We start from the raw sequence: 13,663 nt of genomic DNA, 5'->3' as shown, positions 1-13,663 counted from the left end.
AAAAATATTTAAAAAATTGTGAAAAAGTTTTTAGCTTATTTGAAATGGACTAGTGGTAATTGATTGTTGAAAATACTTGGGAAATAAGGGTTTAGTGGAGTTTATGGCTAGTAGGAATTTATATGTGAAGTTTATAATATAAATAATTATGAAAAATCAAATATTATAAATAAATTATTTTTTAGCAAAATTATCTTTCATTAAAGTCAAGATAAAAATTAAATATAATATTAAATTGACAATACTATTTTAATTGTGAAAATTATATTGGAATTTGAAATAGGAATTTGAAAATATTAAATATCTAAAATTTTAGATTTATTCTAAATATAAATTATCTTGAGTTTTTTTGCTAGGTTCTGCATTTTTAGAATTTGGTAATTCTAAATTATTTTCACCTTTAATATAAGAAATAATATTATCCATATCTTTATCTGAAAGTTTTTTCGCATATCTTTGCATAGCAAATCTTGTCTTGCCTCCAAAATCTCTATCATTTTTATATGACTTTAACATTGATTTTAGCGTTGATGCAGAGAAAGACGTTAAAGCACTAAAAGTTCCACTTGATTTTTCACCTAAATCACCATGGCAAACATTACATTTATAAGTATTTATAAAAAGCTCTTTACCTAATTTTGAATCAGTATTGTCAAAAGTGTAATTTAATAAAAAATCAGTGTTTAGTTTGGCATTTAGTGATAAAGTAAGTGGTAATAAAAATAAAATCTTTTTCATAATTAAATCTTTAAAAAGCTAGGCTTTAAGCCTAGCAATTAATTAAAATGTATATTTAGCTTCGAATCTAATTAAATTCTCTTTCTTTTTATCTACTTTTGTAGCTTTGCCTGCTTCATCAATAATAGCATCTTTTGTTTGACCATAAGCATAGAAAGTTGAGAATTTTAACTTGTCGCTGTATTTATATGATAATTGTGGTTTAACTTCAAATAATTTTTCTTTATCTGCACCAACTTTGTTTGTTCCATTGATGATATCTACTGCAAATCTTACATCTTCAAATGTGTAACCGATAGTTCCGAAAACGAAATCTTTCTTACCTTTACCACCATTGTAATGTTTCATAGCAAATTCGCCATAGTTGATTAATTGACCTTCATCTTCTACTGAGTTAAGAGTAAACTTATCTTTTTTACCATAACCAGCATAACCAACATTAAAGTCTAAACCGAATGCATCAAAACCAGCTTCGATAGCATAGAAATTACCGTTTGTTGCACCGTAAGCTTCTTTTCTATCTTTCTTAAGGCTATTACCTGCATATTGAGCATGAATATTGTATGCGAAATCGTCTTTGTCACCTAAAGCAACATTAAAATCTACTGCATAGAATGTACCCCAACTAGCTAAATTTGAAACCCATAGTTGAGCTGCTACTGGGTCAAAATTAGCTATAGCTGCAATACCATATAGATTTTTTGCTGTATGTTTATTTAATGGTGCTAAGAAAAATTCACCATCTTTATTGTAGTTATCAAAAGCATAAGCTGCTAAAGTTACGTTTTCAATGCTGTTGTTTACTACTTTTAATCCTGTTCCTAGCATGTCATCTGTCCAAATTGAACCGATTTCCATTCTACCGAACATGAATGAAGTATCAAAGTTTGTATAAGTTAAGTAAGCATCTCTTACTGTAAATGTTTCTTTAGTATTTAAATGAGCACCTGTTCCATATGAACCATCTGTATTTGAATATTGGAATAATGCTGTAGCCTTGAAGTTGTCAGCAATATCAGCACCAAATTTTAATTGTGCTTTATAGTTATGTCCATTGCTATCTGATAAATCTTTCTTTGTTGTAACACCATTAGCTTTTAATTTTTCGCTATTTGTATTATATCTGTATCTTAACATTCCTGATAGATCTACGTTTTGGATAGCTTCATCTAAAGCAACTGCGTTCGCAAATGAGAACGAACCTGCAGCAACAACTGCTGCTAAACTTAATTTAACTAATTTCATTTTTTCTCCTTTTTTGTAAAAATGTGAATGAATAGTAGCATAAAATTTGAAAATTAAGCTTAAAGTTAAATAAATTTTTTAAAAAATGTAATTTGAATTATCTTTAAAAGGAGAAAATCCCTTGATTTTTCAAGGGATTTTATAAAACTCTTAAGGAGTAAAAAACTAGTCTAAGTTGCGTAGATTTTAAAAGAGCTTAGTTAATACTTAGTAAAAGTAATTATAGTAATATAATTAATGCCATTTGGAGGTTTAAATAATGAATATAGAAGAGTTTTTAATAAATAATACTGATAAAATATATAAAGATTATTGTGAAAAATCAATTTTTACGAAATATAAAATATATGGAGTAAAAAATAATAAACTTAAAAAAATTGCTAAAAACATAATAAAAGCAGGAAAAGAAAAAGAAATTCTTGATAATTTTGACTTTAAGAGCTTTGAAGAAATTCAATTATATATCTATGTTTTAAATATGATTGATGATTTTGAAATGATTGTTAATTACTTAGATAAATTACTAAATATTATAGATAATTGGAGTAATTGCGATAGCATTAAGCCTAATGCTTTTGTTGATAATATAGAAAAAATAAAAAAGTGTATAGAAATATGGCTTAATTCAAATCATATTTATAAGGTAAGATTTGCAATAATTTGCTGTATTAGGTATTTTTATGATGATTACGAAATGCTTAAGAAAATAATCAATCTTAAAAGCAATGAGTATTATATAAATATTGCAAAAGCTTGGTATATAACTGAATGCTTAGGTGAAAACTTTGAGACAAGCTTTGAAGTTTTGAAAGAAAATATACCAGATAAAGCTACTTTAACTCTAATGAATCAAAAAGTAGGATATAGCATGAAAATAAGTCAAGATAATAAAATAAGGCTAAAGGAATTAAAAAAGATAAAAAAGAATTTGAATTAGGAATTAAATTCCTAATTTAAATTCCGATAATTTTTGAGCTAAAATACTACAAAATTCATCAAAATTAGTTCTATAATTTTTAAGCTCGTTTTGTTGTTTGCCCCACATACATTCAGGATAAAATCCATCATCGCTAAACCTAGCCATTACATGCCAGTGAGCTTTAGGTAGATAGTTTGCAAATGATGCGTGATTAATCTTAGTAGGATTATAAAACTCAATCATAATTTGCTCTATAAACATAGCGAGTTTAAATATTTTTAAACTTGTTTCATAATCATTGCTTAATTCTTTATATTCATCTTTTGCATGTATTTCTAGCCATGGAATATTACTCTCATGGCTTTTTATATAGCAAAAATTATTTTCATAAATCACGCTTCAAAATCCCAGAAGAAATTAATCCATTCTTTAGCTTCTTTAACGCAAAACTCAGGCTTAATTATCGCACTTGGTTTATAAAAAATAACCGCAAGTTTTATTTCTAAATGCGGATACATTTCTAATAATTTTTTCTTAATAGCGTCAAGACTTTCGCCACTATCTACAATATCATCAATTAATAAAACTTTTTTAGCTTTACTTAAATCAGGAATATTTGTAATTTCTATTGTATCAAGCTTTTTTTGTCCATCATAATGAATGCTATTTAATACAAAAGCATTTCTACTCTTTAACGCAGTTGAAAGTGCATGAGTAAGCGTTAAGCCACCACGAGCAACTCCTACAAAAGCATCTGGATTAAACTCATCTTTAATGCGTTTTGCAAATGGCTCAAAGTCATTTTTAAATTCATCATAAGTATATTTATACATAATTTTACCTTTTAATTAAATTTCATAAATTGTAGCAAGAATACTGCCATACAAATAATTGTGATTACGATTATACCAGCACTTAGCTTATTAAATTCTTTTCTTAATAATCTAACTAAAACATAAGAAATAAAGCCAAACGCAATACCTGTTGTAATAGAATAAGTAAATGGCATCATAATAACAGTAAAGAAAGTTGCAACGCTATTAGCAGGGTCTTTAAAATCAATGCGACTAACTTCCATAAACATTAAAATCCCAACCATTATTAAAATAGGATAAATTGCATTTACAGGAATTGCTTGAAAGAATGGTAAGAAAAATATACATAAACAAAACATTAAAGCCAAGAAAATATTACTAAGTCCAGTTCTAGCACCACTTTCTACACCCGCACTACTCTCAACGAAAGCCGTAGCAGTAGAAGTTCCTATAACAGCACCTATGCAAGTTCCTGCAGCATCTGCTATCATTGTTTTTCCTAATTTTTTGTCCCCACTATCATCAAAGCTTCCATCTGCTCTTTTTTTGTTTTCAAATATTCCGCCCCTAATTCCTGCACCTGTAATTGTTCCTATGCTATCAAATAATTGAGTTACAAAAAGTGTCATAACAGCAGGTAAAACCGATAAACTTAAAGCACTTAAAATATCAAGTTTTGCAAAGATACTCATAAGCCCATCTTTTTCACTAAAGTTTGGAATTGCTACAAATTCACTTGGTAACTTTGCTCCACCTATGCCAAAAGTCCATGCAATAATACTTCCTATTAAAACTGCTAAAATAAAACCTGCTTTAATTTTCCACGCCCAAAAACAAACAATTAAAAATAAAACAAATAAACAAAACAGCACATTAGGGTCAGCAAAATTACCTATTTTTAGAAGTGTTACAGGATCAGCTGCAACAATATGAGCTTGATTCATTCCCATAAAAGCAAGAAAACATCCGATACCAGCACTAATAGCACGGCGAAAGTCTTCAGGAATACTCTTTAGAATAAAAATACGAAAATTTGTAAACGATAATACTAAAAATATAAAACCACTTATAAAAACAGCCCCCAAGGCAGTTTCTACAGGAATTCCTTGCCCTTTACACATTGAAAATGTAAAAAATACATTAAGCCCCATACCTGTACTCATTGCAATTGGTGTATTTGCAAAAAGTCCTGTAAAAGCTGTTGCAATTATTGTAACCAAAGCCGTTGCTAGCATTAAAGCTTCTACACTAAGTCCTGTATTGCTTACTATGAAAGCATTTGTTGGAATGATATAGAGCATTGATAAAAATGTTGCTAACGCACCATTAAACTCGTTTTTAACACTTGTGTTATTCTCTTTTAACTTAAAAAAGTCCATTTTTTTCCTTTATTAAAAAATAATTCGCATAAAGCACCTAAATTTGAAATAAATAAAAGTAAAAAGAATTGTTAGCTCATAGATAAGTCCTTTGAATGGTGTTATTGATTTTGATGTTTAAAACTTTTGTTTTCAATCAATATTCCTTGATTTCATTGTATAAACTATCTCTTTCTATTGGAATTAAATTTGATGTTTTGATATTATCTATGAAGTCTTGCAGAGTAATACCATTCGCACTTTTTGCACCACCAGCACTTTGAATGTTTTCTTTTTCAATTGTGCCATCTAGGTCGTTTGCTCCGTATTCTTGTGCTACCATTGCTAGATTTAGCCCTAAAGTAGCCCAATAAGCCTTAATATGAGCGATATTGTCTAAAACTAATCTTGCTATTGCAATAGTTTTTAATATCTCAACACTTCCTAACGGCTTTAAGTCTTTTAAAAATGAATTATCTTTTTGCCAAACAAGTGGAATAAAAGCATTAAAACCTTTGCTAATATCTTGCTGATGTCTTAATCTTAGCATATGGTCAATTCTATTTTCACGACTTTCTATGTGTCCAAAAAGCATTGTTGCATTACTTTGTTTTCCTTTTTGATGCCATAGCCCATGAATTTTAAGCCAATCTGTCGAACTTACTTTGCTAGCACAAAGCTCGTTTCTAACTTTCTCATCAAAAATTTCAGCACCGCCACCTGGCATAGAATCAACTCCAAATTCTAACATTTTCTCAATTACTGCGTTAAAATCACCATTGAAAAAACTTTTTGCAATGAAATTAATCTCCGCAGCTGTCATGGCTTTGATGTGTAAGTGTGGGTATTTATCTTTAATCTTTTTGAAAATTTCAAAATACCACTCCCAACCACCTTTTTTGTTATGAGCTGAAACTATATGGATTTCTTTCGTTCCACGAGTAACGGTATCATCAACTATTTTTAAGATTTCTTCGTGGGTTAGATGATATGGATTTGGATTGTGTCTATGAGCTGAAAACGCACAAAAGGCACAAGTATCAACACACATATTTGTAGGATTAATGTGGCGATTACAATTAAAATAAACTTTTTTTCCGTGAAGTTTTAATCTCTTTTTATTAGCGTAAAATCCTAAGACTTGCAAATCTAAATCGTATAATTTGTAGCAATTTTCTTCGCTTAATCTTTTTCCTTCTTCTAACGCTTCTAAAATATCCATTTACCATCCTTAAAAAAGAAAAACGATTATATTTATCTTTGTTTAACAACTTACTATAAATTAGCATAATTTTTATATTTAAAGGATAAAAAATGTGCGGAATAGTCGGTTATTTAGGACAATTAGAAAAAAAAGAAATTATTTTAAAAGGCTTAAAAGAACTTGAATATCGTGGATATGATAGTGCTGGAATGGCGATTTTAGAAAACAATGAGCTAAACTTCTATAAAAAAGCAGGGAAACTAGAAAATCTAGCTAATTTTATGAATGATTTAAGCTTTAATAAAGAAGGTGTTGCGATAGGTCATACTCGTTGGGCAACTCATGGAAAACCTGATGACATAAACTCTCATCCACATTATGGAGAATATTCTTGTGTAATCCACAACGGAATTATTGAAAACTACAAAGAAATAAAAGAAGAATTAAAAAATATTAATTTTAATTCACAAACCGATACCGAAGTTATCGTGCATTTATTTGAAAAATATGCAAAAGATTTAGAGCCACAAAAAGCCTTTAGCGAAGTTGTTAAAAAGCTTGATGGTGCTTTTGCTATCTTATTAATTACAAAAAAAGCTCCTAATACTATATTTTTCGCAAAGAAAAACGCTCCTTTAATAATAGGTTTAGGCGAAAAAGCTGATGAGTTTTATTTAGCATCTTGCGATGCTCCTTTGGTTGGAGTATGCAAAAAAGTAGCGTATTTAAATGATGGAGATTTTGGTTATATAAACAAAAACGGCATACATTTATTAAATGGCTCGGTTGAGTTTAAAGAACTAAGTTGTGATAAAGAAAGTGCTTTAAAAGATGGCTTTGATACCTTTATGGAAAAAGAAATCTACGAACAAAGCCAAATCGTGCAAAACATATTAATAGGAAGAATTGCAAACGATAAAGTAAGTTTTGATGAGCTAAAGAATTTGAATCAGGAATTTAGCAAAATCATAATTTGTGCTTGTGGCACAAGCTATCATGCAGCACTTGCTATGAGTTATTATTATGAAAGAGAAGCTTTAATTGAATGCCGTGTAGAAATTGCTAGTGAATTTAGATATAAAAAAGGCTTTTTAGATAAAAATGCTTTATTTGTTTGTATTTCACAAAGTGGCGAAACAGCCGATACGCTAGAAGCATTAAAAATAGCAAAAAATGCAGGGCTTAAGACCTTAGCTTTATGTAATGTTGATAATTCAAGCATAGCAAGAAGTGCTGATTTTTGTATTTTAATTCGTGCAGGAATTGAAAAAAGCGTTGCAAGCACAAAGGCCTTTTGCGCTCAAATGCTAAACCTATGGCTACTAGCACTATATTTAAATAAAAACAAAGATTTAAATATAGCAAAAGAACTTGAAGCGATTAAAAATTTATCAAATGTTTTAAAGGTAAATAAACAAACCCACGATAAGCTAAAACGTTTAAGCAAGCGCTATTTGCACGGACACGGCTTTTTCTTTATAGGTAGAGATTTATTCTATCCGCTTGCACTTGAAGCTGCACTAAAATTAAAAGAAATTAGCTATATGCACGCAGAAGGCTATGCAGCTGGAGAGATGAAACATGGTCCTATTGCGCTTGCTGATAGTGAATTATTCACAATCGCATTTATGCCAAAAAATATTCTTTATGATAAAACTCGTTCAAATGTTTTAGAATTAAGTGCTAGAGATGCAAATATTTTAGCGATTTCTCCTATTGAGTTTGTTGAAGCAGATGATTTTATAAAAACAAGCGAGCAAGAGCATTATCTAAGCGAGTTTTTTGAAATGATGGTAATTATGCAATTATTTGCACTAGAAATCACAAATCGTGTTGGTGCAAATGTTGATATGCCAAGAAACCTAGCAAAAAGTGTAACGGTTGAATAAAGAATTTGAATTAGGAAATTAAAAATCCTAATTCAAATTCCAAAACTTTTAAGAATTAGCAGTATTTAAGTGATTTATTATTTCATCAATGCTATTTTTATGAAAATTTTTTAATTTTATATTTGAATAAAATCTACCATTAGCTTTAATTTTTAAGCAATTTCTTTTTCTTTTATAGCTTTTAATATCGCTTAATTTTATGTTTTTTGTAAAAAATATAAATCTTATTGCTATTCCACCATCATATAAAACAACTTCAGTTATAGGCATATCATAAATATATATTATGAGTAAAATTAAGAAAAATATGCCTAAATAAATAAAGCCTGCTTTAAAAACTCCTTGTGTTATTGCAATAATCAAAGCAATAAATACAAAATATAAAACATTACTAAAATCTAATTTAGGCTTAATTGTTTTTATATCCATAAATTACTCATCAATTGATAAAATCTCAGCTCTTCCATTTACAATAGCTACGCAATGCTCGTAATGAGCTGTGTTTAAGCCGTCCATTGAGGCTGTTTCCCACATTCCTTTTAGATTTTTTGGTCTTCCGTCTTTTTGGCAAATCATAGGCTCTATGCAAAACACCATTCCGTTTTTAATCTTTGGACCATTTTTTATACTATCGTTTGGATGCAAATAATTTGGGATTTCAGGCTCAGCGTGTGGTTTTCTACCGATTCCATGTCCGCAAAATCCTTCTAATGGAACAAAACCACGAGAGCGAATAAAATCTTCTAAAATCTTACTAAGTTCTTTAAATCTCATACCTTCTTTAATCTGGCTAATTGCATTTAATAAACAATCTTTACTGCAAGCGATTAATTCTTCATCTTTTTTTGAGATTTTTCCAACCGCATAAGTTCTAGCAGCATCGCCATAATATCCATCTATAAAAGTTCCAACATCGCAACCTACAATATCGCCTTCTTTTAAAATCCTATCATCAGGAATTCCATGAATGCAAGTTTCGTTAAGGCTTACGCAAATTGCACCTGGAAAGCCGTAAAGACCTTTAAATGCTGGTTTTGCACCAAGGCTTAAAATATAATTTTCAGCTGCTTTATCTATTTCTTTTAAAGAAATTCCTGGTTTTATTATAGTTTGCAAATAATCTAGCGTTTTTGCAACCATTTTATTTGCAACTCTTAATTTTTCTATTTCTATTGGTTTTTTTATTTCTATCATTTCTATTCCTTTTTAACTTTATAACCTAAAAATACAAGTACTAATGCTAAGAATAATTGAAAGGCATTATCTTTATTAAATCCTACATAGTCTAACATTAATCCATTAATTACAAATACAGCAATGCTAGTATAAATCAATAATTTGCTTAAAAACCCACTTTTTGCAAGCCTTGTGCAAGGGCATCTTCTGCCGATTTTTGCTATTGTTTCATTTTTTGGAGAGTTTTTTTGAAAAAACCATGCCATTGAACCAAAAAATATAAGTATATAAATAAAAATTAGCATTGTTTAATATATCTTATCCAAGAATCAAAATGCGGTTTTTCTAAACTAACTTTTGTTTGATTTCCATGACCTGGAAGTAAATAAAAATCATCTTTTAAAGATTTTGCTTTTTCTAGGCTTTTTACCATATCATCAGCATTTGAGAACTCAAAATCCCATCTTCCTATGCTTCTTTCAAATAAAAAATCACCACTAAAATAAAGATTATCAAATTCTATCATAGAACAACCCGGCGTGTGTCCTGCAAAATGATGAAAGGTAAATTTTAAACCATTAAAAACTAATTCTTCTTTATCGCCAACAGCAATTGCAATATCATTACTACTTAAATAGCCACTGCCATCATCTTCAAGCATAAAAATATCATCTTTTGGAGTATAAATAGGAGCTTGAAATTCATTTGCTACTAATTTATTATCCCATATATGATCGTAATGTCCGTGAGTATTTAAAATAGCTACAACTTTTTTAGATTTTGCTTTTATAAATTCTAATGCTCCCTTACCTGGATCAATTACAATATCGCCTAATTCATGCTTTATTATATAGCAATTTGTAGCGTATTCGCCACAAGGTTTAACTAAAATATCATACATTTTTAATCCTTTCATAAAAATCTTGAAGTATTTTAATGTCTTTACTTGCTTTAAAGTCAATCTTAATTCCGAATTCAAATTCTTCTTTGCAATATTCATTTTTCATCGTAGTTGCTAGGATTTTTGCAGGGTCTAATAAATTTGCTTTAGGAAAATAAGATTTAAACTCTTTTTCTAAAAACGGATAATGAGTACAAGCGTAAAGTATATTTTCATAATCATTTTTTTGAAAGTATTCTGCAAAATATTCGCTTGATTTTGAATACTGCATACTTTCTACTATTGGGACAAAAGAAATTGGGCTTATAAAATCTGCTTTTATATTGTATTTTTCACAAGCTCTTTGATATATACCTGAATTAATAGTAGCCTTTGTTGCAACTACTAAGGTGTTTTGATTATTTGCTATTTTACTAAGTCCTAAAATACCATAATCACTAATAGGCAAAACCTTTGTATTTACATTAAGTTCGTTTAAAATTGAACTAACCGTGTTACAAGCTAATATTATTAAATCTACATTTAAGCCTGTTAGATAATCAATAGCGTTTTGACCTATTATTAAAATCTCTTCTTTGCTTTTTGTTCCAAAAGGGACATTTTTATTATCAGCATAATAGATTATTTCTTTTGCGATTTTGTTTTTTACTAATAAATCTAAAGTTCCAAGACCACCTACTCCACTATCAAATATGGCTATTTTATTTAGCATTTACATACCTTCTTGCTTCTATGTATCTAGTATTCCAATATCTTACATTAAGGCTTTGAATTCTTGTTCCACCTTTTGAAGATAAGTGTATAAAATTATTATTTTCAAGATATATTCCAACATGTAAACCAAAAGGGCCATCAGTCTTAAAAAACAACAAATCTCCTACTTTTAGCTTAGATTTTGAAACTTTTTCTCCGCCTAATCTTTGATATTTTGTAGTTCTTTCTAAATTAATACCATAAACATTTTTATAAATATCTTGTGTAAAAGAAGAACAATCTGCACCTTTATTCTTGTTTGTTCCGCCTAATTTATATGGAGTATAACGCCAAGAATGAGCTGCTATTAATATTTTTTCAATCATTTTATTTGGATTTTTTGTAAGTTCTAGGTTTAGTTTAGAATCATAAATTGCATTTGGCTCAAACATTTGAGCTGGATAATTTGCATAAATCTCATCTATTAAAATTATATTATCTTGTTTAAAGCTATTAATTTCTTCATATTCTAAATCGGCTATATTTTGCGAACAAGACGCAAAAAATATAGCCAAAAAAATCGGCAAAAATATTTGCCTATTAATTATCATAAGCCTACTGCACTTAAGGTTTGGTATTTATTCACATACATTTGAGCTTCAATTTTTCTCATAGTATCAAGTGCTACTTGAACAACAATTAAAACTGATGTTCCACCAAAATAAAATGGAACTCCCATAAATTTAGCTAAAAGCCAAGGTAAAGTAGCGATAATTGCTAAATAAATTGAACCGCTTAATGTCAAACGACTTGCAATTTCGTTTAAATAAAGAGCTGTTCCTTCGCCTGGGCGAATACCAGGAATAAAACCACCTTGTTTTTTTAGGTTTTCTGAAATATCTTTTGCATTAAATGCGATTGATGCATAAAAATAAGCAAAAAAGATAACAAAAAAGAATGTAAATATATGAAATACATAGCCATTTGGATTGAAAATATCATTAAATTTCATAATATATTCATTTGTGCTTGATTGTAAAACCGTTGCAGGAAATGTCAAAATAGCACTAGCAAAAATCGGAGGGATAACACCACTAAGATTTAGCTTTATAGGAATATAGTTCATAATTCTTTTGTTTTGATTTTGCATTAAAACTTTTCTGCTGTATGAAATAGGAATTCTTCTTTCACCTAATTCAACATAAATAATAGCACCAATTGCTGCAATAATAACTAAGGCAATTCCGATTACTACTAAGAAGTTTAACTCACCTGTATTTACAAGATTTATTGTGCTAGAAATTGCACTTGGAATTCCAGAAACAATACCAGCAAAAATAATTAATGAAATACCATTGCCTATACCTCTTTGAGTAATTTGCTCACCTAACCACATAAGCAACATAGTTCCAGCTAACATACTAGCAGCGCTTAAAGCTATAAATGTATTAAAATCAATCATAATAGCTGCTTCACCTGTTCTTGAGTGTAAGCTTTGAAGCCCTACTGAAACCCCAACACTTTGAATTAGAGTGATAACAATAGTTGCTACACGAATAATTTGCATATACTTCACCATTCCATCACGCTCTTTTTTCATACGACCGATATTTGGGAATGTTGCTGCAAGTAATTCCATAATAATTGATGAAGTTATGTAAGGCATTATGCCTAAAGATATGATTGAAAGTCTTTCAGCAGCTTTACCGCTAAACATATTAAACATACCTAAAGCATTGTTTGTATTTGATTCAAAAAATTCTTTAATTACATCTACATTCACACCAGGAACTGGCACGTATGCCAGTATCCTGTAAGCAAATAAAAGCGCCAATGTTATAAAAATTTTATTGGCAAGATTTTTATTCATTATTTACTTCCGCTAGTTTTAATGTTTTCGTCTTTAATTTTTGATGCTAATGAATTAGCACTTGCACCTATTAATTTAATTTTCTTAACGCTTGAAGAAAATCTGTGAACACTTTTAATGCTCTCAAATGTAATTTCTTTAAGTTCTTTAATAGCTACAATTTTTTCAACATTAATTACATAAGGTTTTTCAAACTTAGAAGTAAAACCAACTTTTGGTAATCTTCTTTGTAATGGTTGTTGACCACCTTCAAAACCTCTTTTTTCATTATAACCTTTTCTAGCTGTTTGACCTTTACCACCTTTTGTAGCAGTTTTTCCCCAGCCTGAACCTTGACCACGGCCTATTCTTTTTGTTTTATGAGTAGAGCCAGCTGCTTTTTGTAAATTTTCAAGTCCCATTTTTTATCCTTTCAACATACTTAAAGCTTTAATTGTAGCTCTTACAACGTTGCCTGGATTTGATGAACCAAGTGATTTTGTAAGAATATCTTTAATACCTGCAAGTTCAATGATAGGACGGCTAGAGCCACCTGCGATAACTCCTGTACCTTCGCTAGCAGGCTTTAATAAAATACGGCTTGCATTGTATTTTACTTCAATATCGTGTGGAATTGTTTGGCCACGAAGTTTAACTGAGATAATGTTTTTAAACGCATCATCAACTGCTTTTTTAATAGCATCAGGAACTTCTTTAGCTTTACCATAGCCAACACCTACAAGACCATTTTTATTACCAACAATTACAAGCGCTGTAAATCTAAAGCGGCGACCACCTTTAACAACCTTTGTAACTCTACCGATATCAACAATTACTTCTTCAAATTCTTCTCTATTATATTTTTCCATAATTTAT

The 13,663-nt window shown here is 29.6% G+C and carries 17 protein-coding genes; 2 read left to right on the top strand and 15 right to left on the bottom strand.

Annotation, left to right across the window (positions count from 1 at the left end; translation table 11 throughout):
* Positions 1–318: 318 nt before the first annotated feature.
* Both AVANS14531_RS04410 and AVANS14531_RS04405 read right to left on the bottom strand, forming a co-directional pair.
* A complete protein-coding gene (locus tag AVANS14531_RS04410; protein ID WP_336611454.1) occupies positions 319–738 on the bottom strand; it encodes a c-type cytochrome in 420 nt (139 codons plus the stop codon).
* Between the two features lie 42 nt (positions 739–780).
* The gene (locus AVANS14531_RS04405; RefSeq protein WP_336611453.1) at positions 781–1,983 is read right to left on the bottom strand and encodes a major outer membrane protein; all 1,203 of its coding nucleotides are present in this window, start codon (positions 1,981–1,983) and stop codon (positions 781–783) included.
* A 259-nt stretch (positions 1,984–2,242) separates the two neighbouring features.
* On the opposite strand from AVANS14531_RS04405, the gene AVANS14531_RS04400 reads away from it, so the two are divergent.
* Entirely contained in the window at positions 2,243–2,920 is a 678-nt protein-coding gene (locus AVANS14531_RS04400) for a DNA alkylation repair protein (protein WP_336611452.1), read from the top strand.
* 3 nt (positions 2,921–2,923) lie between these two features.
* On the opposite strand, the gene AVANS14531_RS04395 is transcribed toward AVANS14531_RS04400, so the two are convergent.
* The 4 genes from AVANS14531_RS04395 to mqnE form a co-directional block, all read right to left on the bottom strand.
* Positions 2,924–3,298, bottom strand: coding sequence for an HIT family protein (locus AVANS14531_RS04395; RefSeq protein ID WP_336611451.1), 375 nt, complete (start codon positions 3,296–3,298; stop codon positions 2,924–2,926).
* A complete protein-coding gene (locus AVANS14531_RS04390; protein ID WP_239817688.1) occupies positions 3,295–3,735 on the bottom strand; it encodes a phosphoribosyltransferase in 441 nt (146 codons plus the stop codon). The genes AVANS14531_RS04395 and AVANS14531_RS04390 overlap by 4 nt, the downstream gene beginning before the upstream one ends.
* An 11-nt stretch (positions 3,736–3,746) precedes the next feature.
* Positions 3,747–5,096, bottom strand: coding sequence for an NCS2 family permease (locus AVANS14531_RS04385; RefSeq protein WP_239817687.1), 1,350 nt, complete (start codon positions 5,094–5,096; stop codon positions 3,747–3,749).
* Between the two features lie 136 nt (positions 5,097–5,232).
* Positions 5,233–6,297: an aminofutalosine synthase MqnE gene (gene mqnE / locus AVANS14531_RS04380; RefSeq protein ID WP_239817686.1), complete on the bottom strand. Its 1,065-nt coding sequence runs from the start codon at positions 6,295–6,297 to the stop codon at positions 5,233–5,235.
* A gap of 92 nt (positions 6,298–6,389) precedes the next feature.
* Here mqnE and glmS point away from each other — a divergent pair, with 92 nt between their 5' ends.
* Positions 6,390–8,168 carry a glutamine--fructose-6-phosphate transaminase (isomerizing) gene (glmS, locus tag AVANS14531_RS04375; RefSeq protein WP_336611450.1) on the top strand — a complete coding sequence of 593 codons (1,779 nt, stop codon included), beginning with the start codon at positions 6,390–6,392 and terminating at the stop codon, positions 8,166–8,168.
* Positions 8,169–8,216: 48 nt separating this feature from the next.
* Here glmS and AVANS14531_RS04370 read toward each other — a convergent pair whose 3' ends face one another.
* Genes AVANS14531_RS04370 through rpsE form a run of 9 tightly spaced genes read right to left on the bottom strand, consistent with a single transcriptional unit; the run spans position 8,217 to position 13,656 of the window.
* Positions 8,217–8,597 carry a hypothetical protein gene (locus tag AVANS14531_RS04370; RefSeq protein WP_336611449.1) on the bottom strand — a complete coding sequence of 127 codons (381 nt, stop codon included), beginning with the start codon at positions 8,595–8,597 and terminating at the stop codon, positions 8,217–8,219.
* 3 nt (positions 8,598–8,600) lie between these two features.
* Positions 8,601–9,362, bottom strand: a complete 762-nt coding sequence (gene map / locus AVANS14531_RS04365; RefSeq protein WP_239817683.1) for a type I methionyl aminopeptidase — start codon at positions 9,360–9,362, stop codon at positions 8,601–8,603.
* A 2-nt stretch (positions 9,363–9,364) separates the two neighbouring features.
* Positions 9,365–9,649 (bottom strand): hypothetical protein, encoded by a 285-nt coding sequence (locus tag AVANS14531_RS04360; protein WP_239817682.1) that lies wholly within the window; start codon positions 9,647–9,649, stop codon positions 9,365–9,367.
* Positions 9,643–10,245, bottom strand: a complete 603-nt coding sequence (locus tag AVANS14531_RS04355; protein ID WP_336611448.1) for an MBL fold metallo-hydrolase — start codon at positions 10,243–10,245, stop codon at positions 9,643–9,645. Before AVANS14531_RS04355 ends, AVANS14531_RS04360 begins: the two co-directional genes overlap by 7 nt.
* Entirely contained in the window at positions 10,238–10,957 is a 720-nt protein-coding gene (locus AVANS14531_RS04350) for a glutamate racemase (protein WP_336611447.1), read from the bottom strand. The genes AVANS14531_RS04355 and AVANS14531_RS04350 overlap by 8 nt, the downstream gene beginning before the upstream one ends.
* Positions 10,947–11,549 (bottom strand): C40 family peptidase, encoded by a 603-nt coding sequence (locus tag AVANS14531_RS04345; protein WP_239817679.1) that lies wholly within the window; start codon positions 11,547–11,549, stop codon positions 10,947–10,949. Before AVANS14531_RS04345 ends, AVANS14531_RS04350 begins: the two co-directional genes overlap by 11 nt.
* Positions 11,546–12,808, bottom strand: coding sequence for a preprotein translocase subunit SecY (secY, locus tag AVANS14531_RS04340; protein ID WP_239817678.1), 1,263 nt, complete (start codon positions 12,806–12,808; stop codon positions 11,546–11,548). The genes AVANS14531_RS04345 and secY overlap by 4 nt, the downstream gene beginning before the upstream one ends.
* A complete protein-coding gene (rplO, locus tag AVANS14531_RS04335; protein ID WP_239817677.1) occupies positions 12,808–13,209 on the bottom strand; it encodes a 50S ribosomal protein L15 in 402 nt (133 codons plus the stop codon). The genes secY and rplO overlap by 1 nt, the downstream gene beginning before the upstream one ends.
* Positions 13,210–13,212: 3 nt before the next feature.
* Positions 13,213–13,656 carry a 30S ribosomal protein S5 gene (gene rpsE, locus AVANS14531_RS04330; protein WP_214116067.1) on the bottom strand — a complete coding sequence of 148 codons (444 nt, stop codon included), beginning with the start codon at positions 13,654–13,656 and terminating at the stop codon, positions 13,213–13,215.
* Positions 13,657–13,663 lie beyond the last annotated feature (7 nt).

Origin of the sequence: Campylobacter sp. Cr9 (genome assembly GCF_020138295.1) — a bacterium.
Taxonomy (GTDB): Bacteria; Campylobacterota; Campylobacteria; order Campylobacterales; family Campylobacteraceae; genus Campylobacter_E.
Note: the sequence above shows the minus strand (reverse complement) of the source record. Positions and strands in the feature narration are given on the sequence as shown.